General features: G+C 76.3%; 20 protein-coding genes. 6 read left to right on the top strand and 14 right to left on the bottom strand.

Going from position 1 to position 23,257, the window contains the following annotated elements; all coding sequences use genetic code 11:
* Positions 1–130 precede the first annotated feature (130 nt).
* Positions 131–4,108, bottom strand: coding sequence for a type VII secretion protein EccCa (eccCa, locus tag P9841_RS08790; RefSeq protein ID WP_283321646.1), 3,978 nt, complete (start codon positions 4,106–4,108; stop codon positions 131–133).
* 258 nt (positions 4,109–4,366) lie between these two features.
* On the opposite strand from eccCa, the gene P9841_RS08785 reads away from it, so the two are divergent.
* Positions 4,367–5,734, top strand: a complete 1,368-nt coding sequence (locus P9841_RS08785; RefSeq protein ID WP_283321645.1) for a hypothetical protein — start codon at positions 4,367–4,369, stop codon at positions 5,732–5,734.
* A gap of 121 nt (positions 5,735–5,855) precedes the next feature.
* On the top strand, positions 5,856–7,358 hold the full coding sequence (locus tag P9841_RS08780; protein ID WP_283321644.1) for an RDD family protein: 1,503 nt from the start codon (positions 5,856–5,858) through the stop codon (positions 7,356–7,358).
* A 78-nt stretch (positions 7,359–7,436) separates the two neighbouring features.
* Here the strand turns inward: P9841_RS08780 and P9841_RS08775 are convergent, their stop codons facing one another.
* The 9 genes from P9841_RS08775 to P9841_RS08735 all read right to left on the bottom strand — a co-directional run bounded on the left by P9841_RS08775 (position 7,437) and on the right by P9841_RS08735 (position 13,647).
* Entirely contained in the window at positions 7,437–7,790 is a 354-nt protein-coding gene (locus tag P9841_RS08775; protein ID WP_283321643.1) for a hypothetical protein, read from the bottom strand.
* A gap of 101 nt (positions 7,791–7,891) precedes the next feature.
* The gene (locus tag P9841_RS08770; RefSeq protein ID WP_283321642.1) at positions 7,892–8,593 is read right to left on the bottom strand and encodes a hypothetical protein; all 702 of its coding nucleotides are present in this window, start codon (positions 8,591–8,593) and stop codon (positions 7,892–7,894) included.
* 11 nt (positions 8,594–8,604) lie between these two features.
* Positions 8,605–8,916 carry a hypothetical protein gene (locus tag P9841_RS08765; RefSeq protein WP_283321641.1) on the bottom strand — a complete coding sequence of 104 codons (312 nt, stop codon included), beginning with the start codon at positions 8,914–8,916 and terminating at the stop codon, positions 8,605–8,607.
* A gap of 16 nt (positions 8,917–8,932) precedes the next feature.
* A complete protein-coding gene (locus tag P9841_RS08760) occupies positions 8,933–9,676 on the bottom strand; it encodes a hypothetical protein (protein ID WP_283321640.1) in 744 nt (247 codons plus the stop codon).
* Between the two features lie 13 nt (positions 9,677–9,689).
* The gene (locus P9841_RS08755; RefSeq protein ID WP_283321639.1) at positions 9,690–11,174 is read right to left on the bottom strand and encodes a hypothetical protein; all 1,485 of its coding nucleotides are present in this window, start codon (positions 11,172–11,174) and stop codon (positions 9,690–9,692) included.
* The gene (locus P9841_RS08750; RefSeq protein ID WP_283321638.1) at positions 11,167–12,405 is read right to left on the bottom strand and encodes a S8 family peptidase; all 1,239 of its coding nucleotides are present in this window, start codon (positions 12,403–12,405) and stop codon (positions 11,167–11,169) included. Before P9841_RS08750 ends, P9841_RS08755 begins: the two co-directional genes overlap by 8 nt.
* An 86-nt stretch (positions 12,406–12,491) precedes the next feature.
* Entirely contained in the window at positions 12,492–12,890 is a 399-nt protein-coding gene (locus P9841_RS08745) for a hypothetical protein (RefSeq protein ID WP_283321637.1), read from the bottom strand.
* A gap of 142 nt (positions 12,891–13,032) precedes the next feature.
* Complete coding sequence (locus P9841_RS08740; RefSeq protein WP_283321636.1) at positions 13,033–13,317, bottom strand: WXG100 family type VII secretion target; 285 nt, start codon at positions 13,315–13,317, stop codon at positions 13,033–13,035.
* 18 nt (positions 13,318–13,335) lie between these two features.
* Entirely contained in the window at positions 13,336–13,647 is a 312-nt protein-coding gene (locus P9841_RS08735; RefSeq protein WP_283321634.1) for a WXG100 family type VII secretion target, read from the bottom strand.
* 391 nt (positions 13,648–14,038) lie between these two features.
* Between P9841_RS08735 and eccD the strand changes: the two genes are divergently transcribed.
* The 3 genes from eccD to P9841_RS08720 are packed head-to-tail and all read left to right on the top strand — an operon-like array spanning position 14,039 to position 18,018.
* Positions 14,039–15,388 (top strand): type VII secretion integral membrane protein EccD, encoded by a 1,350-nt coding sequence (eccD, locus tag P9841_RS08730; protein ID WP_283321633.1) that lies wholly within the window; start codon positions 14,039–14,041, stop codon positions 15,386–15,388.
* Positions 15,389–15,391: 3 nt separating this feature from the next.
* Positions 15,392–16,759, top strand: coding sequence for a type VII secretion protein EccB (gene eccB, locus P9841_RS08725; protein ID WP_283321632.1), 1,368 nt, complete (start codon positions 15,392–15,394; stop codon positions 16,757–16,759).
* The gene (locus P9841_RS08720; RefSeq protein ID WP_283321631.1) at positions 16,756–18,018 is read left to right on the top strand and encodes a S8 family serine peptidase; all 1,263 of its coding nucleotides are present in this window, start codon (positions 16,756–16,758) and stop codon (positions 18,016–18,018) included. Before eccB ends, P9841_RS08720 begins: the two co-directional genes overlap by 4 nt.
* A 43-nt stretch (positions 18,019–18,061) precedes the next feature.
* On the opposite strand, the gene rarD is transcribed toward P9841_RS08720, so the two are convergent.
* Positions 18,062–19,063 carry an EamA family transporter RarD gene (rarD, locus tag P9841_RS08715; protein WP_283321630.1) on the bottom strand — a complete coding sequence of 334 codons (1,002 nt, stop codon included), beginning with the start codon at positions 19,061–19,063 and terminating at the stop codon, positions 18,062–18,064.
* Positions 19,064–19,270: 207 nt separating this feature from the next.
* Between rarD and P9841_RS08710 the strand changes: the two genes are divergently transcribed.
* Positions 19,271–20,668, top strand: a complete 1,398-nt coding sequence (locus tag P9841_RS08710) for an FAD-dependent oxidoreductase (protein ID WP_283321629.1) — start codon at positions 19,271–19,273, stop codon at positions 20,666–20,668.
* 18 nt (positions 20,669–20,686) lie between these two features.
* Here P9841_RS08710 and P9841_RS08705 read toward each other — a convergent pair whose 3' ends face one another.
* From P9841_RS08705 to P9841_RS08695, 3 genes are read right to left on the bottom strand one after another with little or no spacing between them, the layout of a single operon-like run.
* Positions 20,687–21,454 (bottom strand): amino acid ABC transporter ATP-binding protein, encoded by a 768-nt coding sequence (locus tag P9841_RS08705; protein ID WP_283321628.1) that lies wholly within the window; start codon positions 21,452–21,454, stop codon positions 20,687–20,689.
* A gap of 32 nt (positions 21,455–21,486) precedes the next feature.
* On the bottom strand, positions 21,487–22,386 hold the full coding sequence (locus tag P9841_RS08700) for an amino acid ABC transporter permease (protein ID WP_283321627.1): 900 nt from the start codon (positions 22,384–22,386) through the stop codon (positions 21,487–21,489).
* Positions 22,383–23,228 carry an ABC transporter substrate-binding protein gene (locus tag P9841_RS08695; protein ID WP_283321626.1) on the bottom strand — a complete coding sequence of 282 codons (846 nt, stop codon included), beginning with the start codon at positions 23,226–23,228 and terminating at the stop codon, positions 22,383–22,385. The genes P9841_RS08700 and P9841_RS08695 overlap by 4 nt, the downstream gene beginning before the upstream one ends.
* Positions 23,229–23,257 lie beyond the last annotated feature (29 nt).

The raw sequence follows: 23,257 nt of genomic DNA, 5'->3' as shown, positions 1-23,257 counted from the left end.
CCCGTCGCACCCGGGGGAGTGCCCGGTGCGCCTGGCGTGCGCCCGGACGCGTGCCCGTCGGGCCCGGTGCCTGCCGGGTCACGGGCTCGTCGTGCGCCGGTGCACGGCCGAGCCCGACGCCCCGGCGGCCTCAGAGCGTCGGCGGCGTCCAGGCGAGCTGCACGACCTGGCGGCCCTCGTCGCGGGTGACGAGCTGCGCGCGCCCGGGCACGCCCGGCACGGGCTTCGCCCCGCCGACCAGCGCGCCCTCGTCCGGGCTGCCGGACAGCACGATGCCGGGCGCGGCGAGGTCGCGCAGCGCCTGCAGCACGGGCTCGTACAGGGCTCGGCCGGCACCGCCGGAGCGGCGGGCGAGCACCAGGTGCAGGCCCACGTCGCCGGCCTGGGCCAGCAGGGGCACGAGCGGGGCGAGCGGGTTGCCCGTCGTGGTGGCGACCAGGTCGTAGTCGTCGACCAGGACGTACACCTCGGCGCCCGACCACCACGAGCGGTTCCGGAGCTGCTCGGGCGTGACGTCCGGCCCGGGGAGCCGCCCGCGCAGGTAGTCGGCGATGCCCTGGACCTCCCCGGCGGCCTGCTCCTGCGTCGTGAAGTAGCCCGCGAGGTACTCGTCGGGGATCTCGCCGAGCAGCGACCGGCGGAAGTCGACGGCGAAGATCTGCGCCTGCTGCGGCGTGTGCAGCCGGCGGATCTCCTGGGCGACGGCCCGCAGCAGCGCGGACTTGCCGGAGCCGCCGTCGCCGAACGCGTACAGGTGCGGCTCCTCGCGGACGTCGACGCCCACGGGGGCCAGCGCCGCCTCGTCGATGCCGAGCAGCAGGCGACCGGCGTCGGCGCGGGGGTCGGCGTGGACCTGCGCGAGCGTGACCTGCTCGGGCAGCAGCCGCAGCTTCGGAGCCGCCGGCCCCTGCCAGGCCGCGTTCACCGCGTCCACGAGGTGCGTGACGCCGGCGCCGAGGGTGTCGGGGGAGGCGTCGCCGTCGATGCGCGGCAGCGCCGTCAGCACGTGGTGCTTGGACACCGCGAGCCCGCGGCCGGGACGCTCCTTCGGGACGTTGACGGCGACCTTGCGGTCGATCTCGGAGTCCATGGGGTCGCCGAGCCGCAGCTCCAGCCGGGTGCCGAACAGGTCCTTCACCTGGGTCCGGAAGTCCATCCAGCGGGCCGCGGTCGCGACCAGGTGCACCCCGAACGTGAGGCCGCGGCCGGCGAGCGCCTGGATCCGGGCCTCGAGCTCGTCGAACTCCGTGCGGACCGTCGACCACCCGTCGACGAGGAGGAACACGTCGCCGTAGCCGTCGTCGGCGGTGCCCTGCTCGCGCCGCGTCCGGTACGTCTCGATGGAGTCGATGGCGTGCTGCCGGAAGTACCGCTCGCGCTCGTCGACGATCGACTCGACCTCGGAGACGACGCGGCGCACGACGTCCGGCTCGGCGCGCGAGGCGACGCCGGCGACGTGCGCCAGCGACGCCAGCGGGGCGAAGGTGCCGCCGCCGAAGTCGAGCACGTAGAACTGCACCTCCAGCGGGGTGCGCGTCAGCGCGAGCGACGTGACGACGGACCGCAGCACGGTGCTCTTGCCGGTGCGCGGTGCGCCGACGACCGCCATGTGACCCGCCGCGCCGCCGAGCGACACGGTGAGGTTCTCGCGCCGCTGCTCCAGCGGGCGGTCCACGGTGCCGAGCGGGACGGTCAGCGTCCCGGCGGCCCGCCAGCCGGGGGAGACCAGGCCGAGGCGCGGGTCGGCCGTCAGGTCCGGCATGAGCTCGTCGAGCGTCCGCGGCACGACCAGCGGCGGCAGCCACACCTGGTGCGCGGGCGGGCCCTGGCCCTTCATGCGCTGCACCGCGATGTCGAACGTCGCGCGGGTCTCCTCCGGCTCGCTCGGCAGCACCTCCGTGGTGGCCGGCAGCTCCTCCACCCCGCCGAGGACGGGCGCGGCGGTGAACGACTCGAGCCGCCCGCGACCGGTGCCGGTGACGGCACCGCCCCCGCCGCCGGTGCGCCGGGTCCTCGGGGGCCCGGAGACGTAGGCCGCGCGGAACTGGATCATCGTCGTGGTGTCGGGCTTGAGGTACCCGGTGCCCGGGACGGGCGGCAGCGTGTAGGCGTCCGGGACGCCGAGCACCGTGCGCGACTCCGCGGCCGAGAACGTCCGCAGGCCGATGCGGTACGACAGGTGCGACTCCAGCCCGCGCAGCCGGCCCTCCTCCAGGCGCTGCGAGGACAGCAGCAGGTGCATCTGCAGGGAACGGCCGAGCCGGCCGATCGTCACGAACAGGTCGACGAACTCCGGCTTGGCCGACAGCAGCTCGGAGAACTCGTCGCACACGATGAGCAGCGCGGGCAGCGGCGCCAGGTCGGTGCGGCCGCCCCGCCGCGCCTTCTCGTAGTCCGCGACGTTCGCGAAGTTGCCCGCGGCGCGCAGCAGCTCCTGGCGGCGCACCATCTCGCCCTGCAGGGCGTCCTGCATGCGGTCGACGAGCGTGAGCTCCTCGCCCAGGTTCGTGATGATCGCCGACACGTGCGGCATGTCCGCCATGCCCGCGAACGTCGCACCACCCTTGAAGTCGACGAGGACGAAGTTGAGGTCCTCCGACGAGTGCGTGAGCGCGAGCGCGAGCACGAGCGTGCGCAGCACCTCGGACTTGCCGGATCCCGTCGCGCCGATGATGAGGCCGTGCGGCCCCATGCCCTGCTGCGCGGACTCCTTGATGTCGAGGGCGACGGGCTGGCCCTGCGGTGTCACGCCGATGGGCACGCGCAGCCGGTCCCGGGGCAGCCGCGGCCGCCACGCCACCGACAGGTCCAGGTCCCGCACGTCGCCGACGCCCAGCAGGTCCACGAGCTCGGAGGAGACCTCCTCGTCGGAGCGCTCCGGGCCGGACTCGACGTGCAGCGGGAGCAGCCGGCGCGCGGTGGCCTCGGCGTCCGGGACGGACATCTGGTCGCCGTCCACCCGCACGGGCGCGTTGCCGAGCCGCAGCACGTCGACCGGCGCGCGCGTGGCCTCCGGGGTCGCCACGGCGGCGCCGACGTTGAGCCGCAGCGTCGTCGCGTCGTCGAGCTCGTCCCAGCGCTCCGGGAGCTCCAGCACCGTCACGCCGAGCACGCCGTCCGTCGTGAGGATCGCGTTGCCGACCGGCACCTGCCCGCCGTCGACCACCACGAGGACGTGGGGCAGCGGCGCCTCCGCGGCGTACCCGAACCGCGGCCGGTCCACGAGGTCCTCGGGCAGCAGCGACTCGACGTCCGCGAGGGTCGTGCCGATGAGGCGGGCAGCGCCCACCGCGTCCCGGGAGCGCGTCGAGTGGGCGTGCGGCAGCCACTTGACCCAGTCCCACTCGGGGAGAGCCGCGTCGTCCGCGATCACCGCGACCTGCAGGTCCTCCGGGGCGTGGAACGTCGCGAGCTGGGCCACGAGCGCGCGGGCCAGGGCGCGCGACTCGGAGGCCGCTCCCGTGACCTCGATGCGCGCCACGGAGCGCACGTCGAACGCCAGCGGCACGCCTTGCTGCACGCGGTGCGTCACGAGGAACCGGTGCGCGGCCGACGCGGCGACCGGGTCGAGCTGGGCGAGCGGCGGCGTCTGCGGCGCCTCCAGGTCCAGGCACAGCGGCTGGGCGCCGACACCGACGCGCGCGTGCAGGAAGTCGTCGTGCTGCGGGCGCCGCTCCCACACGCGGGTGCGCTCCTCCGCGACGGCGGGCAGCGCGCGGGGGTCGGGCGACGTCCACTCGGCGGCGCGACGCTGGGCGCTCGCGGCCTGGCGGACGGACGACCGCAGGTCCGCCAGGTACGCCAGGTACTCCCGCCGCGCCCCGACCACCTGGGCCTGGTGCTGCGAGCGCTGGCGCCAGCCGTTCACCCCGACGAACCCGAGGGACGCGAGCAGGAACATGCCAGCCGCGATGTAGCCGCGGGGGCCGGGCTGGTTCATCGCGACGAGGACGATCGAGCCGACCGACCCGAGCATGGGGATCGCGTTCGCCAGCAGGCCGCTGACGCCGTCGGACGGCTGGATCTCCGGGGGCGGCTGCAGGACGACCTGCCCGCTGGGGACGGCGGGCGGCTCCAGGCGCGTCCCCTGCTGCGGCGCGATCGACATCGTCGGCGCTCGGTCCCTCCTGCCGGGCGGGGAGCCGCACGCCCCCCGACGTTCTCGTGCGGTCAACCTACCCGGGCGGGCGCGCGCGGGCGGCTCGTGGCTCCTCCGTCCGGGCGAACCTGGGGACCACGACCGCGGCCGGACGAGGACCGACGTGCCGACGCGGCCCGACCGCATAGCATGACTGCGCTGCGCCCGGGGGCAGGCGGGTCCGCCGCCGCCGTCCGTCCCGAGCGCCCGACGGCGGAGGGAGCGCGCGTGACGGTCCAGGCACCCGGCACGCCGCTGACGCGCGTCGCCGTGCACCTGGGAGGCCGCCGCCTCGACGTCGCCCTCGACGCCGGCCGCACGCTCGGGGAGCTCCTCGCCGCCGCGCAGGTCCCGCTCGTCCCCGGACTGCTCGTGCTCGACTCCGCGGGTGCGGCCCTCGACCTCGGCACGCCGCTCGCCGCCCAGGTCCCCGACGGTGCCGCGGTCCACGTCGTCGCGCCCGCCCCCCGGCCCCGCGGGCGCGCCGCCCGGCTGCGGGCCGGCTGGGTCGCGCGGCGTCCCGACCCGCAACCCGCGCTGCTCGCCGCTGCCGCGGCCTCGGCCGCCGTCCTCGCGACCGTCGTCATGGCGGACCCCGCCCCGCGCGGCGCCCTCACGTTGGTCGCCGCCCTGGTCCTGGCCGCCGGGGCGGTCGCGCTCGCGGTCGTGCCCGTGGCGTCGCGCTCGGCAGCGACGCTCGCCGTGCCCGTGCTGGCGTTCGCCGCGGGGGTCGCAGGGGTCGACCCGACGTCGGCGGCGGACCGCCGGCTCGCGCTCGCGGCCGGGCTGGTCTGCGCCACAGGCGGCGCCGCCGTCCGCTGGGTCGCCGCGCGGGCGCAGCGCGAGGGCCGGGACCTGGCGTCCGCCGTCCTCGCCGGGGCGGGCGTCCCGGCCGTCGTCGTGCTCGGCGTGCTGCTGGCCGGGCTGCCCGGCGTGCTCGCGGCGGCCGTCCTGCTCGGGGTCGTCCCGGTCGCCCTGCGGGCGCTGCCCGTGCTCGCGCTGTCCGTGCCGGACGAGCAGCTCGTCGACCTCGCCCACGTCGCGCGCACGGCACCGTCCGTCCGCGGCCCCCGTCCCCGGGCGCTCGGCCGGGTCAACGAGCGCCAGGTCGTCCTCACCGTCGGCGCCGCCGAGCGCCGCACGGACGCGGGCGTGCTGCTCGTCTGCGCCGTCCCGCCGCTGCTGGTGCCCGTCGTGGTCGGTGCCGCCCTCGCGGATCCCGCGCGCGGCGCGCTGCGCGGCTGGGCGGCGGTGGCCCTGGTGGCCGCGCTGCTCGCCGTGCTCGGACTGCAGCCCCGGAACGCGCGAGGGTCGGTCGCCCGGTGGGCGCCGCGCGCCGCCGCCGGCCTGGTGCTGCTCGAGCTGGCCGTGCTCGCCGGCGCCCGGATGGGCGGGTCGGCCGTCCTGGCGGCCGTCGCCTGCGCGGTGCTGGCGGTGCTCGTCGCGGGCGTCTCCGTCGCGCTCGGCCGCGGCTGGCGGTCCGTCGTGGCGTCGCGGTTCGCCGACGCCGTCGAGGGGCTCGGCGTCGTGCTCGCGCTGCCCGCCGCGCTCGTCGCGGCGGACCTGGTCGAGACGCTGCGGCGGGTGACGTCGTGAGGCGCGCGGCGGGCGCCGGGTGCGCCACGGCCCGTCGGGACGGCCCGGTGAGGCGGTCGAGGGGGACGTGGACGTGGGGGACGAGGACGACGGCGACAGGGGGCGGGACGTGGAGCAGACGATGAGCGCCGTACCGGTCGCCACCCTCGCCGTGTGCGCGAGCTGTCGTCGGCCGCTGCAGCCCGGGGCGCGGTTCTGCACCGCGTGCGGGGCGCCCGCGCAGCCCGACGCGACCGTCACGCTCGTCGAGGGCGCCCAGGGCCGCTCCCGGTCGACCGCCGCCGCGCGCGAACCGCGTCCCGCCGTGCTGCACCCCGCCTTCGGGGCCGCGACGCCCGCCGCACCCGTGCGCCGGGTCCTGGCCTACGCCGTCGACGCGGTCGCTGTCGGCGCCGTCGCCGGCGGGCTGCTCGCGTGGACCGGCTCGTGGCTGCTGGCCGGCCTCGTGGTCGTCGAGCTGGCCGTCGGCCTCGTCGTCTGGGAGGCGCACACGGGGCGCACGCTCGGCAACACCGCGCTCGGGCTGCGCACGGCCCGCGAGGAGACCCCGTACTCCGTCGGGCCGGCCCGCGCGTTCCTGCGCGGTCTGGTGCTGACCGCCGGCCACGCCGTCGCGGGGCTCGGGCAGTGGGTCGTCGTCGCCTCCGGCGCGTTCGACCGCACCGGACGCGCGCAGGGGTGGCACGACCGCGTCGGCCGGGCGGTCGTCGTGGACGTCCGGGCGCACGAGCGCGCCGCCGGGACCGCGTCGGACACGGCGGAGCGCGACCACACCGGGGCCGCCGTCGTGGAAGGCCGTGGTGGGGCCGTTGCGCCGGTCGCGTCCGGGCTGCAGGTCGGAGCACCGGGGGCGTGGGGGACAGCGCCCGCGGCCGCGTCGCCCAGCCCGGTCGCCCACACCGGCGGCGTCCCCGGGCCCACGGCTGCGCCGGCCGGGCAGGTCGTCGCGTCCGGGGGCGCCGGTGCTGCGCCCGGCGGGCTCCTCGGTGCCGCCGCGTCCGCGCCGCCGGCCGCGGTGCCGGCCGCGGTGCCGCCGACTCAGGGTGCCGTCGGCACGGGTGCGGGCCCTGCCGGGACGCCCACCGAGCCGGCCGCGCCCCTCGGCCGTCGTGCGGCCCGAGCCGCCGCGGAGCGCGCCTCCTCGGCCGCGGGCACGCCGCCCGCCGCCGCGTCCGCCTCGCAGGCGCCGTCCTCGGCCGGCATCCGCCCCGTCGTCCCCGGCCCCGCCCCGGTGGAGCCCCTGCCCGCGGCCGCGCCCCGCGTCGCCGACCGGGCGCAGCCGGCGCCGTTCCTCGTCACCCTCGACACGGGCCAGGTCATGTCCGTGACCGGTCCGGGTCTCATCGGACGCGCGCCGCGTCCCACCCCGGGTGAGCGCTGCGACCACGTGATCGTCGTCGAGGACCCCGAGCGGAGCGTCTCCCGCACGCACGCGCGGTTCGGCATCGAGGCGGGGACGTTCTGGGTGTCCGACGCGGGATCGGGCAACGGCACGACCCTGCGCCTGCCGAGCGGCCGCGTGGTGCCGGTCCCGACGGACCAGCGCGTGCCGGTCCCGTCGGGCTCGACGATCCAGGTCGGTGACCGGGGCGTCCGGATCGACGCCCCGGAGCCGCGCGGCTGAGCTCCTCGGGCTCGGTGAGCCCGAGGCTCAGCGTTCCGAGAGCTCGAGCCCCGTCCCGCAGCGAGTTCGCGCGTCCGCTCAGCGAGGCGGGCGTGCTCCGCCTGACCCGGCCGCGGGTGAGAGCGCCATCGTGCGCGCCGCCTGGTGGACCAGGACCGTCACCTGCGCGACGCAGAGACCGATGATGACGGGTGTGGTGACCGACAGCAGGAGCGAGCCGGCACCGCCCGCCGCCCGCGCGACGCCGTACACCAGGCCACCGAGCGCGAGCAACGGTGTCAGGCAGACCAGGACGAAGGAGGTCGCGACCGGCGCGCGCCCCGCGACCACGGCGAAGCCGCAGACGGAGGTCACGAGCAGGACCCCGGTGAGCCCTGCCGCCCACGCCGCGAGGCGGAGGTCTGGTTCGGTGCCGTACACCGCGGTCAGCACGCCTATCCCGAGCGCCAGAGGTGCGGTGACAAGCGACCCCAGTGCGCAGGTCAGGGCATTGCGGCGGGCTCTCTCGGGTGTCTTGAGGACTGGTGCCGTGCTCATGACAGCGCGAAGGACGGCCAGGCGGTCAGGCCCGAGGACCCGACCCCGTTGAGCGTGCTCTCGGCGGACGATGCTTGGGACGTGAGGACGGCGAGCGTCCCGCCGAGCGAGGCGAGCGCGGTGAGCACGGCGGCCGCAGCGAGGACCGGGGCTGCCGGAAGGCCCACGATCGTCCCCGTGGCGGTGATCGCGCCGATGATGCCCGCCACCAGAGCGGCGAGCGCTGCCCCTGCACCGCACCAGAACACGACGATCCCGTCGCGCACCTGGTCGAGGGCCGCGGTGATGCCGGCCGTGAACTCGTCACGGATGGCCCGGATGGCCGCCTGCTGCTCGGGCACCTTCTGGCGGTACTGCTCGGCGGCCGCACCGTCCCACGCGTCGTCGGTGCGCAGGTCGCCGGCGTCCAGCCTCTCGGCCAGGGCGGACGTCACCGCGGCGACCTCCGCGTGCCAGGCGTCGCGCGTCTCGGTGAGCTCCCCGGGGTCCCCGGCGTACAGCAGCTTGTCCCCGATCCACAGCATCACCTCGCGGAACCGGCGCATGAACTCGTCCCAGCCGTCCTCGACGCGCTCGACGACCCACGTGAGGAGGTCCGGCACCCCACGCAACGCGGAGCTCACGGCCGCAGCCAGCTCGGCGACCTTGCGGTCGAGCCGCTCGAGCAGCTCCGTGATCTCGGCGACCACCTCGTCCATCCCAGTTCCTCTCAGTGGTCCCAGGTCCAGAGACCGGCGATCCTGTCGCGAGCGTCCTGGTCGGCGCCCTCGTACGTCGCGCGCACCCGTCGCAGGGCGGTGGCAGCACCGCCGCTCGCGGCCTCACGCTCCTGGAGCAGGCGCTCGACCTGGGCCCGGAGGGACTCGTAGGTGTCCGCCACGCCGAGCGCGGCGAACGAGAAGGCCCGGGGGCGCACGTGGAGGCCGATGACGCGAGTCCTGGCGTCCTCGAGCCCGTCCGCGGTCTCGTCCCAGAGCGCCGCGTCGGCGGTCAGTGCGTCCAGCGCGGCGGTGACGTTCATCGTCGTCCTCCCGCCGTCACAGCACACCGAGGCGGGTCGCGAGGCCCCGCGCGTCGGCGACGTCGGCCGCGATCGCCCCGAGCGCGGTGCCGTCGAGCACCGAGGCCGGTGCCGCCGCGGCGGCCGCTGCGGCGGCGGCGTGCACCGCCTGCGTCATCTCCCGCGAGATGTTCGTGCCGTGGGCGCGCGCGGCCCAGCCCTCGTCGACCTCCACCCGGACCGGGGACCCCGAACCGTCCGCCCAGGCGCGCACGTGACCATCCGTGCTCCGGCCCGCGTGCTCGCGCGCCGCACGCTGCTGGACCTGCTCGAGCGCCGTGTCGAGCTCGGCGTTGATCTCCCGGAGCATCTCCGCGAGCGACCGCATCGCGTGCCGGGCGTCCACGCGATCACCGCGTGCGCTCACGACGTCGGCCAGGTCGGCGGCGAGACTGGTGCTCCTGGGCGGAGCCGGTCGTGTCACCGGCGTCGAGTCGTCGTCGGCGACCTGCTCCGCCCAGGAGCGGAGCCGTGCGGTGGCGGCCGAGGCCACCGCGCTGACCAGGGCAGGGCCGAGATCGGCTGGTGCCAGGACGTTGCGCCAGGTGCTGGTCAACCTCACCCGGTGGACTCGACCGTCCGCGCCGAGGAGCACGCTCAGCTGTCCGGTCTCGTCCGAGCCTGCGACCGGGGGCCCAGCGCCGGCGGCGCGCTCGTAGACCTGCGCGCGCCGGTCCAGATCGTCCCGGATGTCGGCGAGCGGCTCGGCGTCGTCACTCACGTCGGTCGGACCCTCACCACTCGTCGGGGTCGACGTCGCCCGCGGACGGGCGCTCCTCGACCGGGGTGGTGCGCAGGGAGTCGCGGCCCCCCGCGCCTGCCGCGAGACCGAGGTCGGGACGCTCCGCGCCGTCCTCGACGTCGATGTCGGGGGCCAGCAGGCCGTCGGACGTGCGACGCTTCGACCCCTTGGACGAGCCAGCGCCGGCACCGCCACCCATCGGGGCGCCCATCATGCCGCCGCTCCGGGCGCCGGACGCACCGGCACCCGTCGCGCCGGCCTGCGAGCCCTGCACGAGGGCGGACGTCGAGCCGGACAGACCCGACCCCGACGAGCCCGCGCCGACCGTCCCCAGGGGGATGCCGGCACCCGACCCGCCGGCGCCACCGACACCACCGACACCCCCGACGCCGACCCCGCCGCCTCCGGCGAGCCGGCTGAGCCCGGCACCGCCGAGCGCGGCGCCACCGACCGTCAGGCCGCCGGCGAGGCCACCCGCGCCGAGGCCGGACAGGCCGCTCGCGCCGGAGCCGCCCGCCGAGCCGCCGGGGCCGCCGAGGTGGGCGCCGCCGGCCCCGCTGCCCGAGCCGGGCACCGTCCCGCCGACGAGACCGTCGGACGAGCTGCCGTCGCCCGTGCCGGGCACGTAGCCGCCGCCGGTCCCGGACCCGCCGCCGGACCCGCTGCCGCCGGTCCCGGACCCGGACCCGGATCCGCCGCCAGGCTGCCAGCCCGGTCCGACCGACCCGCCGCCGGAGCCGGATCCGCCGGTCCCGGACCCGCTGCCACCGGTCCCGCTGCCCGAGCCGCCGCCCGGAGTCCACCCGATGTCCACGGTGCCCCCGCCCGGCGTCGGGGTCGGGGTGCCCACGGTGCGGCCGCCGCTCCCGCTCGTACCGGTCCAGCCGTCGGGCACGCTGCGACCGCCGGTGCTGCCCGTCGGACCGCTCGGGTCGGTGGTGCCGGTGCCGGGAGTGAAGTCGCTCAACCGGTCGTGCGCCGGTGGGTCGACACTGATGGCAGCCATCGACGCGTCCAGCTCCCGCAAGGCTGCGGCCGCCCGGGCCTCACGTGCCTGCTCGCGCTGCCGGGAGAGGATCTCACCGGCGGCGATGCCCGTCACGGTGCCGATACCCGGCAGGGCGACGGTCCCGGCAGCGGTCAGGCTGGCGCGCTCCGCGAACGTGAGCTCGCCATCGGGGAGGTTGGCGTACGCCGCCTTCGCCGCGACGATCGCTTGGGTGGCGCGGGCGCCGGCATCGGCGAGGGTCGACAGGTAGTCGGCGACGGCGGCGACCTCGCGCGCGAGCCCCACGAACCGGTCGGCCGCGGCGTCGGAGCTCGCGCCCTCGATGCCGGTGTCGCTCCCGACGGCCCGGAGCGTGTCGACCGTGGGCTCGATGTCCGACGAATAGGCCGAGAGCTGCCGCACGGACGTGTCCATCACGCCGAGGTCGGCCTCCCGTGCCCGTCCGAGCTGCTCTGCGCGCTCACCCATGGTTCCCCCTCGTGTCGGTCGGCGGTGCGTCGTGGTGGTCGGAGGCGGCCACCGCCGGATGCCGACGGCGGCGTGCGAGGACGGTCGCGACGGCGACACCGACCACCACCACGCCGGCGGCCGCCCCGAGCACGACACCGATCCCGGGGCCGGTCGTGGCCGCCTCAGTGGGCCCGGTGCCGGATGCGTCGCCGTCGACGTCCCCGGGGGCGGCGGTGGCGCTGGGCCGGTCGTCCGTCGCAGGCGCGGTCGCCTCCGCGGTTCCCAGGATCTCGGCGGCCGTGGGGACGACGTTCGGGTCGTCAACGATGAACGGGTTGACGTCGGGGAGTGTGGTCGGGTCCACGGTCATCAGCACCCGGGCGTTGACGACGCCGTAGCCCCAGGCGGGGTCGTGCGTCCACGTGTCCTTGACCTCGCCGTCCGTGGTGCGGATCAGCGCCTGGAGGATCTGCCCGTCTGTCGCGTCCGGGTACAGCGACCACAGCAGAGCCAGGACGCCCGCGGTGTACGCCGCGGCGTTCGAGGATCCGGTCGTCGTGCCGTAGCTGTCCCACGTCGGCGCGAGGGCGCGGAAACCGGTCCCCGGGGCGACGACGCTGAGACGCGGGCCCTCCACGCTCCCAGGATCGAGCGTCTGGTCAGGGGTCAGCGTGCCGGTGGAGACGACGCCGTTGAAGACGGCGGGCATGCCCGTGAGCACGCCGCCGTCGTTGCCGGCCGCACCCACGACGATCACGCCGGCTCGTTGGGCCGCGGCGACGACCTCCTGGGACATCTCCTGGGTACCGGGCACGAAGATGATGTCCGCGCCGTCGGCGATGGCGTCGCGCACGGTGTCGTCCGAGGAGATCTGGTCGCCTCGTGGGGTGTGGCACGGGAGGCCGTCGAGGTTCGACGCGTACGTGCGCAGGGTGATCCCGGGGGCGATACCGGGGATGCCGGGCTGCCCGTCGAGGCCGGCGTCGCGGCCGACGAGCACGGTCGCCATCGACGTCGCGTGCCCTGCGTCAGGTCCGGTGGACGTGCCCGGATACGGATCACCGCCCGCCGCGTCCGCGCAGTAGGACGGTTCGTGGGGGCGGATGTCGGCGCCGACGAGGTCGGCGACCTCGGTGTTCACGCGCCCGTCGACCAGGGCGACGGTGATGCCCTCGCCGGTCGTCCGCTGGTGGATCTCCGCCATGCTGGTGGCCTCGTAGTACCAGCGGCCGTCGTCGACCCCGGGCACCGCGGCGGACGCCGGGGTGGAACCCCCGAGGGCGACCAGTGTGACGGCGGCGACCACTGCGCCCGCGCGGCGCGGCGCGAGGCGCATCAGAACGCGGACCGGCCGAGCCGACCGGCGGCGACGGCACCCGCGACGAGCGCCTCGGGGACCGGCGTCGCCTCCAGGCGCTCGGCGAGCAGGCGGAACTGCTCCTGGATGGCGGCGTCCTGCTGCTCGAGGGAGAGGCCGCTGTCCGCCAGTGCCTGACGGCAGGCGTCGATGGTCGTGCGGATCACCTCGAGCCGGTTCTCCACGGACTGCAGCGCCTCGCGGTACCGGGCCGCGAACGCCTGGACGCTCGGGATCTCCGGCCACACGCCGCCGCTCTGGTTGTACCGCAGCGTCTGGATGCGGGTCTTGAGCTGGTCCGTGTCGTCGAACAGCCTCACGAGCTGCCGCAGTCGGGCCTCCAGGACCTGCGTCCTGACCTCGACGTCCCCTGCCACGTCCGTCCTCCGCGTGAAGTCTCGGTGCGCCGCCCCCGCGGCGCCCGTGCTCCGCGCGGTCGCGCCCGGCCGTCGGTGGGACGGCGGACGCGACCGCGCGGGTCGTGCTGGGTGGCGTCGCGCGGTGCGCGGCGCCGGGTGTTCACCAGCGGGCGGCGTTGGCCCGCTCGGTGGACTGGTAGTCCTCCCCGGAGGTGGACACCGCACGGCCGACGTCGGCGAGGAGCGCCTTCATGTCGGTGAGCGCGGCCTCCCACTTGGCCTTGGCGGCGGTGTAGGCGGTGGACGCCTCACCGGACCAGTTGGCCTTGAGGGGCTGGAGCGACCGGTCGAGGTCCGCCAGGCGGGACTCGATGTTGCCCGCGGAGGTCTGGATGTCCGCGGCGGCGGTCGACAGACCGCCGAAGTTGACCTTGAGATCAGCCATCGTCTCGTCCTTCCCGGGTCAGCCCAGCCGGCCCTGCAGGCGGCTGAACGTGGACTGCTGGGCCTCGTCGGACGCGGTGTACGTCGACTGCGAGGAGAGCAGGTTGGCCTCGAACTCGTTGAGGGCGGACACGATCTTGTTCGCGTCCTCGCGCCAGCGCGCCATCAGCGCGGTGAACGCCACGGCGCCCTGGCCCTGCCAGTGCGACCCGATCCCGGACAGCTTGCCCTCGAGGGCGCTCAGCTCGCGCTGCAGCTCCCCACGACTCTGGGCGACCGCGTCGGCGCCCTGCTTGAGCGCGCCATCTGCTGCGGAGACCTCTGCTGCCATGTCACCTCCCCTGCCACGGCCCTGCGGGCCTGCTCGGTGCGTGCACCCCTGCGGCGCCGCAGAACCAGGACCTGTGCGGTTCCTGGGACTGCTCAGGAGGCTAACCCAGGGCTCCGGAGAGCGTCACTCCAGATGACGCGGGCTGTGGACGGTCACGCTGACTGGTGTCGCGCTTCACCCGATCGGCCCATCAGGATCCGCTGTTCTGCGCGGAGTTGTCCCGATTGTCGCGTCGGCGGTGCACCGCAGGAGTGACGGCCGACCGGTCGGACGCCGCCGAGGTCCACCCGGTCGGCCGCCACCACCCGGGGGGCGTGCGTCGTCCGACGAGCGGTTCCGTGAGCCGTCGCTATGCTGACCGCCGACCTGCCCAGGGAGTACAGGGGACCCGATGACAGACGCCTCCGCCTCCACGACGTCCGTCGGGACGCTCGTGCGGGTGTCGGTGACCGCGGGGGACCGGCGGCTCGACCTCGGCATCCCGGGCGCCGTGCCGATGGCCGAGGTGCTGCCGGGCCTGGCCCGCGCGCTCGGCCTGCTCGATGCCACGACCGCGCACGGCGGGTACCGGCTCGTGCGTGCCGACGGCACCCCGGTCGACTCCGCCCGCAGCCTCCTGGCCGAGGGCGTCGAGGACGGCGCGGTGCTCACGCTCGAGTCGGGCGCCCGGCGCGAGCAGGAGCGGATCTACGACGACGTCGTGGAGGCCGTCGCGGACGCCGTGGAGCAGCAGTACGCCCCGTGGACGCCGCGTGACTCCGCGCTGAGCGCCGCGTGGACCGCCGCCGCGCTGCTGCTCGCGGGGGCGGCGCTGCTGCTCGGCGCGGACCGTGCCTCGCTGGTGCCGCCGGTCGTCGCGGGGCTCGGCTCGCTGCTGGCGCTCGTCGCCGGTGCCGTCGTCGGCCGCGTGGGCACGGAGCCTGCCGCGGGCCGCGTCCTCGTGCTGGTCGCCCCGGTGCTCGCGGGCGTCGCGGGGCTGACCGTCACGTCAGGGTCGCCGTCCTGGGGGTGGCCGGCCGCGCTGGCGGGGACCGGTGTGCTGGTCGCCGGCCTGCTGGGCATGCCGGCCCTGGTGGACCACCGCGAGCTCGGCGCCGCGCCGCTGGCCGGCGGGCTCGCGGTCGCCGTGGCCGGGACGGCCATCGCGCTGACGGGTGCCGAGCCCGGCGAGGTGCTGGCCGTCGTCGTGGCCGCGGTCGCCACGGCCAGCATCGGGGTGCCCTGGCTGGCGCTGTCGAGCACGCCGCTGCGGGTCGTCTCGCCGCGCAACGACGCCGAGATCCTCGCGGACCCGCAGCCGGTGGGTCAGGCGCAGGTGCGGGCGCAGCTCGCCGCCGGGCACCGCGTGCAGGTGGCGCTCCGCGTCGCGATCGGCGCGCTGGCGGTGCTGGCCGCCCCCGCCGTCGTCGCGACCGGGGTCGCCGGGACCCTGCTGCTCGTGCTCGCCGCCGCCGGGCTGCTGCTGGCGACCCGGCAGACGTACTCGCGCCTGGACGTGCTGCTGACGGTCGGCATGTCCGTGCTGGTGCTGGTCACGGTGGCGGTGGTCGCCGCGACGCAGCACCCGTCGTGGCGCCCGGCGCTCGTCGTGCTGGCGGGCGCCGCCGCGGCCGTCGTCATCGGGCTCGGGCTCGTGGCGCCGCGGCGTCGGGTCGGCCTCGCGCGGCTGGGGGACTTCCTCGAGATCGCGTGCCTGGCGCTGCTGCTGCCGCTCGGCGTGACCGCCGCGGGCCTGGTCTGAGCCGTGGCCTCCAAGCGCGACCTCGTCGAGGCGCAGACCTACAGCCGCCGCCGGCTGCTGACGGCGTTCACGAGCGGTGCGCCCGGCGGCCGGGAGCTCGAGCCCACGAAGCCGCTGCGCGGCGTCGTCGCCGGGGTGTCGCTGACCGTGCTGCTGGTGCTGGGCAGCCTCGGGTTCGGCCTGCTGAGCCCGTCCCTGCCGGACGGGTGGGACGACCAGTCGCTCGTCATCGTCGAGGGCGACGGGAGCCGGTACGTCGGGATCCAGGGCACCCTGCACCCGGTGTTGAACGTGACGAGCGCGCGCCTGGTGCTCGACTCCGGCGCGTTCCACGTGGTCGACGTCAGCGAGGACGACATCACCGACGCGCCGCGCGGGGCCACCATCGGCATCCCGGGCGCGCCCGACGAGCTCCCGCTCCCGAGCCGGCTCACCGCCGCCGGGTGGGCGTCGTGCGTGGCCCCGGACGGCAGCACGACCCTCGACCTCGACCCGGAGGCGCCGGCCCCGGACGTCGACCCCGACGCGGGGGTGCTGGTGGAGGTCGCCGGGAAGCTCCACCTCGTGGCCGGCGGCGTACGCCACGCCGTCCCGGAGTCCGACGAGGCCGCCGTGCTGCGCGCGCTCGGCCTCGACACGGCCACCCCGGTCGAGGCGGGCGCCGACTGGCTCACGCTCTTCCCGCTGGGCTCCGACCTGGCGCCGCTGACCGTCGAGGGGGCGGGCGACCCGGCGCTGCCGGAGGGCGGGCTGCCCGTGGACACCCGTGTCGGGACGCTCGTCGAGGTCACCGGGACCGGGGAGGGCGACCGCCGCTACGTCGTCGACGCCCGTGGTGAGCTCGCCCCGCTGAGCGACCTCGCCTACCCGCTGTACCTGCTGGGCGCGGGCGACCTGGCCGCGGAGCCGCTGCGGGTGAGCGCCTCGGACATCGGGGAGGTCCGGACGTCCACGACCCCGGTCGCCCCCGCGGACCTGCCCGCGACCGTGCCGACGCTCCCGGCGGCGGGGCAGGCGCCCTGCTCGGTGCTCCGCCCGGGCGAGGACGGCGGGGTGGACCTCGTGCTGCGCGACGGCGACGTCGAGCCGGGCGTGCGCGTCGCCCCGGGCTCCGGTGCGCTCGTGCGGGCGCAGACCACCGAGGGCGGGACGGCGACCGTCAGCCTCGTCGACGGCTCCGGGCGGGCCTACCCGGTGCCGGACGCGAGCGACGAGGTGCTGGCCCGGCTCGGGTACGGGCCCGAGGACGTGACGACCGTGCCGCCGGCGTGGGCGGCGCTGCTGCCGACGGGTCCGTCGCTGACGGTCGAGGCCGCCGCCACGGAGGTGTCGGGCGCGACCGCCGCGTCGGGCGGCGCCGGGGACTCGTGAGCGGCGTGCCCGCCGGGCGTCGCCGGGCGGCCGCCGGGCTGCTCGGGGCGGCGCTGCTGCTCGCGCCCGCCGCGCAGCCGGCGTCCGCCGCGCCCGCGCCGGCCGTGCCCGCGCCGGCCGCGACCGACCAGCAGTGCACACCCGACCGCGTCGCGTACAGCACGGAGCAGCCGCAGGCGCTCGCGCGGCTGTCCGCCGAGCGCGCCTGGGACACCGCCACGGGCCGGGGCGTCCTCGTCGCCGTCGTCGACTCCGGCGTGGACGCCCGCAACGAGCACCTCGCGGACGCGGTGCTGCCCGGCGTGGACCTGGTCGGGGTCAGCGGCGACCCGGGCGGGCGCACGGACACCGCGGGGCACGGGACCGCCGTCGCCGGCCAGATCGCCGCCCGGCCCGTGGACGACTCCGGCGTGGTCGGGCTGGCCCCGGACGCCGAGATCCTGCCGGTGCGGGTGTACTACGCCGACGACGACCGGGCGCGGGAGGAGGGCGTGGCCCCGGACGCCGGGCGGATCGCGGCCGGCATCGAGGCCGCCGTCGCCGCCGGGGCGCAGGTCGTCAACGTCTCGATGAGCACGCCCACGGACACCCCGGCGCTCCGCGAGGCCGTCGCCCGGGCCACGGCCGCCGGCGCGCTCGTCGTCGCGAGTGCCGGCAACCGCACGACCAGCAGCGACGAGACGGACGGGCCGCGGTACCCGGCGGCGTACGACGGCGCGCTCGCCGTGACCGCGGTCGACGTGGACGACGCGCCGTCCGCGGACGCGATCCACGGGGAGCACGTGGACGTCGCGGCGCCGGGGACGAACGTGCTGACGACGTACCACGCGGCCGGCGACTGCCTGCTGTCGGGCGAGAACGTCTCCACCAGCTTCGCGACGGCGTACGTCAGCGCGGCGGCGGCGCTGATCGCGGAGCGGTACCCGGACGAGACCCCCGAGCAGTGGGCGTACCGCCTCGAGGTCACCGCCGCCCGCGCGCAGCCCGGTGAGCGGGACGACCTGGTCGGCTGGGGCGTCGTCCGGCCCGCCGAGGCGCTGGGCTTCGTCGACGACGGGACCGCGGTCGGGCCGCCGAGCCCCGTGCACGGCACCGACGCGGCCGCGACGCCCGAGGCGCGCACGGTCGACGTGTCGCCGCGCACCGACCCGCTGGCCGCCGCCCGCCGGGGGGCGACCTGGTGGGGGATCGCCGGCACCGCGCTCGTGCTGCTGGCCGCCCTCGCGGGCCGCGTCGTCGGTCGCCGCCGGCGCCGCTGACCTCTCGCGCGGGCCGCGCCGCGGGTCAGCGCCCCGCCCCGGGTCAGCGCCCCGCGACGTCCGCGAGCCGCAGCACCGTCGCCCGCCGTGCCCGCACCCCGTCGACCGTGAGCAGCACGAGCGCGACCCACACCAGCCCGAAGCCCCACCACCGGGCGGGCGGCATGGTCTCGTGCAGGACGAGCACGCCGATGACGAGCTGCAGCACCGGCGCGAGGTACTGCAGGCTGCCGACGACGCTGAGCGGGAGACGCCGGGCGGCCTCGCCGAACAGCAGCAGGGGCAGGGCCGTCGCGATGCCCGTCCCGGCCAGGGCGAGGGCGTGCCAGGTGCCGTCGGCGCTGAACGTCGCGTCGCCGGTGCCCTGGAGCCACACGAGGTAGACGGCGGACGCGGGCGCGAGCACGAGCGTCTCGGCAGCGAGGCCGGGGGCCGCCGCCACACTGCGTCCGACGCGGTTCTTCAGCAGCCCGTACAGCCCGAACGACCCGGCCAGCGTGAGCGCGACCCACGGCAGCCGGCCGAGGCCGAGCGTGATGACGACGACGGCCGCGACGCCGAACCCGAGGGCGACCCACTGGAGGCGCCGCAGCCGCTCGCGCAGCACGAGGACCGCCAGCAGGACGGTGACCAGGGGGTTGATGAAGTACCCGAGCGCCGCGTCGACGACGTGCCCGCTGAGGGCGGAGAACACGAACGTCAGCCAGTTGACCGCGAGCAGCACGGCTGCGGCGGCGATCAGCGCGAGCGTCCGTCCGGAGCGCAGCACGACGCCCAGGGCGCGCCAGGTCCGCGTGACCGAGAGCACCACCGCGCAGAACACGAGCGACCACAGCACGCGGTGGGCGACGATCTCGGTCGCGGCCGACGGCTTGAGGAGCTCGAAGTACAGCGGCAGGACGCCCCACAGCAGGTAGGCGCCGGCGCCGGCGGCGAGCCCGCGGGGGTCGAGCGCCGCGGGGGCCGACGTCGGGGGAGGGACGGGGCCGGAGGCCGCCGCGGTCGTGCTCGGGGCGGCACCGGCCGCCGGGGACGGGGTGGTCACGAGCAGACGCTAACGCTGTCCGGGGACAGCGCCGGCACCCGCAGGGCCGGGCCGGGCAGAACGGCAGGAACTCGCGCACGTCCGGCAGAGGTTAGGCCGTCCTACACTGGCACCGTCATCCTGTGCGCACCGCGCCGGGCTCCGGCCGGGACGTCCTCCCGACGCCGCCGGGCCGCGCCGCGCCGGGACCTCGGAGGAAGGACGTGCGTGAGCTCGAACCGCCCTGTCCGTGTGGCCGTCGTCGGCGCCGGACCCGCCGGGATCTACGCGTCGGACATCCTGTCCCGCTCCGGCCTGGACGTGTCCATCGACCTGATCGAGCGGCTGCCCGCGCCGTTCGGTCTGGTCCGGTACGGCGTCGCGCCGGACCACCCGCGCATCAAGCAGATCATCGTCGCGCTGCACAAGGTGCTGGAGCGTGGTGACATCCGGCTGATCTGCAACGTGGACTACGGCGCGGACCTCAAGCTCGACGACCTGCGCCGCCACTACGACGCGGTGATCTTCGCGACGGGCGCGATCAAGGACGCGGACCTGCCGATCCCGGGCATCGACCTCGAGGGTTCGTACGGTGCCGCGGACTTCGTGTCCTGGTACGACGGCCACCCGGACGTCCCGCGCACGTGGCCGCTGACCGCGCGGCACGTCGCCGTGCTCGGTGCGGGCAACGTGGCGCTGGACGTCGCCCGCATGCTCGCGAAGCACGCCGACGACCTGCTGCCGACCGAGGTCCCGCAGAACGTCTACGACGGCCTCAAGGCCAGCCCGGTCACGGACGTGCACGTGTTCGCCCGGCGCGGCCCGGCGCAGGCGAAGTTCTCCCCGCTCGAGCTGCGCGAGCTCGGGCACGTGCCCGACGTCGACGTGGTCGTGTACCCGGAGGACTTCGACTTCGACGAGGGCTCGATGGCGGCGATCCACTCGTCGAACCAGACCAAGCAGGTCGTCAAGACGCTGACGGACTGGACGCTCAAGGAGCCGGAGGAGCTCACCGCGAGCCGCCGCATCCACCTGCACTTCCTGCACAGGCCCGTCGAGGTGCTCGGTGAGGACGGCCACGTGGTCGGCCTGCGGACGGAGCGCACGGCGCTGGCCGGCGACGGGACGGTCGCCGGGACCGGGCAGACGCACGACTGGCCGGTCGAGGCGGTGTACCGGGCGGTCGGGTACTTCGGCTCCCCGCTCGTGGACGTGCCGTTCGACGAGGCCGCCGGCGTCATCGCGAACCGCGAGGGCCGGGTCGTCGACGTCGACGGCGAGCCGGTGCCCGGGGTCTACACCACCGGCTGGATCAAGCGCGGGCCGGTCGGCCTCATCGGGCACACCAAGTCCGACGCGAGCGAGACGATCCGGCACCTCGTCGAGGACGCCGGCGACGTGACCGACCCGGGTAACCCGTTCCTGTCCGCCGCGGAGCCCGACCCGCAGGCCGTGCTCGACCTGCTGACCGCGCGGGGTGCCCGGCCGATCCACTGGGCCGGGTGGGAGCTGCTCGACGCGTACGAGCGCTCGCTCGGCGAGCCGCACGGCCGGGAGCGCGTCAAGGTCGTCCCGCGCGAGGACATGGTCCGCATCGCCCTGGCCCAGGCGGCCGGCGAGGCCTGACGGGCACGGGAGGCCGGGTCAGGCCGTGAAGCGGCGCAGGAACTCGCGCGTGCGCGCCTCGCGGGGGTCGACGAGCACCTGCTCGGCCGGCCCCCGCTCGTGCACGCGGCCGGCGTGCAGGAAGCACACCTCGTCGGCGACGTGCCGGGCGAACGCCATCTCGTGCGTGGCGACGACCATCGTCGTGCCCTCGTCCTTGAGCTCGCCCAGGAGGTCCAGCACCTCACCGACCAGCTCCGGGTCGAGGGCGCTCGTCACCTCGTCGAGCAGCATGAGGGCCGGCTGCGTCACGAGCGCCCGGGCGATGGCGACGCGCTGCTGCTGACCGCCGGAGAGCTCGTCGGGGAACGCGCGCGCCTTCGCGCCCAGCCCGACCCGCTCCAGCATCGCGGCGGCACGGTCGCGCGCCTCGCCCCGCGGCACCCCGTGGACGAGCCGCGGGGCGATCGCCACGTTGTCGAGCACCCGCAGGTGCGGGAACAGGTTGTAGGCCTGGAACACCATGCCGATCCGGGAGCGGACCGCGTTCGCGTCGACGCGCGGGTCGGTGACCTCCTGGCCGGCGACCTCGATGACGCCGTCGTCGACCTCCTCGAGCAGGTTGATGCAGCGCAGCAGCGTCGACTTCCCCGACCCGGAGGCGCCGATCAGCACGACCACCCGGTGCTCCGCGACGTCGAGGGAGAGGTCGTCGAGGACGACGTGGTCGCCGAACGCCTTGCGCACCCCGTCGACGCGCAGCAGCGGCGCGCCCGCAGCCCGGGCCCCGGGGCCGATCCCGGTCACCGCATCGCCGGCGTTCACCGCATCGCCGGCGTTCACCGCATCGCCCCCGCCCCGGCGAGCCCCGCCTGCGACCCGAGCCAGCCGCTGCGCCGGGCGAGCGCGTCGGTGAACCGCGTCAGGGGGATGGTGAGCAGCACGAACAGCACCCCCGCGACGACGTAGGGCGTGAAGTTGGCGTAGGTGGCGGTCTGGATCTGCGCGGCGCGCACGGCGTCGACGGCCCCGAGGATCGAGATGAGGCCGGAGTCCTTGGACAGCGCCACCAGGTCGTTCAGCAGCGGCGGGACCACCCGGCGCCACGCCTGCGGCAGCACGACGTGCCGGAGGGTCTGCCCGCGGGTCAGGCCGAGGGACCGCGCGGAGGCGATCTGCGACGGGTGCACCGACTCGATCCCGGCCCGGAACACCTCGGCGACGTACGCCGAGTACGTCAGCACGAGCGCGAGGCCACCCAGCACCACGGCGGACGTCGGGATGCCCTGGAGGCGCAGCCCGGGGAGCCCGAACCCGACGAGCAGCAGCACGAGGATGAGCGGCAGGCCGCGGAACACGTCGACGTACCCGGTGGCGAGCGCCCGCAGCGGGAAGAACGCCGGCCCGCGCAGGGTCCGCGCGAGGGCCAGCAGCATGGCGACCACGACGATGAGCACCGCGCACACGGCCATGACGCGCACGTTGAGCCACAGCCCCTCGGCGATCTTCGGCAGCGACGCCCACGCCACGTCGGGGTCGAGGAACGACTGCCGCACGCGCGGCCACCCCGGCGACGACACGAGCCCGAGCACCGCGAGCCCCGCCACGACGACCGTGCTCACGAGGGCCACGAGCGTCGAGCGGCGGGCCTGCGTGCGCCGGTAGGCGTCCCTCCCGCGCTGCCGCTCGGACGGCACCCACACGGGGAGGGCGCCGTCCGGCGGCGTCGTCGGGGTCACTTCAGGACGGGAGCGCCGGCCGCGTCGGTCAGCCACTCGGCCTCGAGGTCGGCGAGCGTGCCGTCCTCGCGCAGCGCGTCGACGGCCTCCGTGACGGGGCCGGTGAGCGCCGAGCCCTTGTCGAGCACGAGGCCGAACTGGTCCGGGTCGTCGCCCGCGGGCAGCTGCCCGACCAGGACCCCGCCGTCGAGCTCCGCCGCCGTGATGTACAGCGCGGTGGGCAGGTCCACGACGATCGCGTCGACCAGGCCGGACTGCAGCGCCTGCTTGACCTGGTCGTTGTCGTTGAACACCTGGACGTCGGTGGTCGGGTCGATCGACTCCTGCGCCACCGTGAGGCTGGTGGTGCCGACCATCGCGCCGATCTTCGCGTCCTGGAGGTCCGCCAGGGACGTCGCGTCGGCGACGGGGCTGCCCTCGACCGTCACGACCGCCTGCGCGGTGTCGTAGTACGAGGACGAGAAGTCGAGGTTCTCGGCGCGCTCCGGGCTGATCGACACCTGGTTGATCGCGAAGTCGAAGGACTTGGCGCCCGGGGCGATGATCTGGTCGAACGTCACCGGGACCCACGTGACGTGGTCGGCGTCGAAGCCGAGCTCCTCGGCCACGGCGTACGCCACGGCGGACTCGAAGCCCTCGCCGTTGGACGGGTCGTTGTCGACGACCCACGGCTCGTAGCCGGGGTCGGACGTGCCGATGGTGAGGACCCCGTCGGTCAGGGTCTCCAGCGAGCCGTCGGCGGCGGGCGAGCCGGACGCGGCGGGCTCGTCGTCGGCGGGGGCGCACGCGGCGAGCGCCAGGGCGCTCGCAGCGGCCAGGGCGATCAGGCGGACGGTGCGCACGGTGCTCTCCAAGGGGTCCGGGGCGGGGT

The sequence above is a fragment of the Cellulomonas sp. ES6 genome, from assembly GCF_030053835.1.
GTDB lineage: Bacteria > Actinomycetota > Actinomycetes > Actinomycetales > Cellulomonadaceae > Cellulomonas.
The sequence above is the reverse complement of the archived record's forward strand: the minus strand, read 5'-3'. Positions and strand labels throughout refer to the sequence as shown.

What these genes read in the sequence shown, in the direction of transcription:
- eccCa (WP_283321646.1), bottom strand. Translation starts at nt 4,108, where the DNA reads ATGTCGATCGCGCCGCAGCAGGGGACGCGCCTGGAGCCGCCCGCCGTC.
- P9841_RS08780 (WP_283321644.1), top strand. Translation starts at nt 5,856, where the DNA reads ATGAGCGCCGTACCGGTCGCCACCCTCGCCGTGTGCGCGAGCTGTCGT.
- P9841_RS08770 (WP_283321642.1), bottom strand. Translation starts at nt 8,593, where the DNA reads ATGGACGAGGTGGTCGCCGAGATCACGGAGCTGCTCGAGCGGCTCGAC.
- P9841_RS08765 (WP_283321641.1), bottom strand. Translation starts at nt 8,916, where the DNA reads ATGAACGTCACCGCCGCGCTGGACGCACTGACCGCCGACGCGGCGCTC.
- P9841_RS08755 (WP_283321639.1), bottom strand. Translation starts at nt 11,174, where the DNA reads ATGGGTGAGCGCGCAGAGCAGCTCGGACGGGCACGGGAGGCCGACCTC.
- P9841_RS08740 (WP_283321636.1), bottom strand. Translation starts at nt 13,317, where the DNA reads ATGGCTGATCTCAAGGTCAACTTCGGCGGTCTGTCGACCGCCGCCGCG.
- P9841_RS08735 (WP_283321634.1), bottom strand. Translation starts at nt 13,647, where the DNA reads ATGGCAGCAGAGGTCTCCGCAGCAGATGGCGCGCTCAAGCAGGGCGCC.
- eccD (WP_283321633.1), top strand. Translation starts at nt 14,039, where the DNA reads ATGACAGACGCCTCCGCCTCCACGACGTCCGTCGGGACGCTCGTGCGG.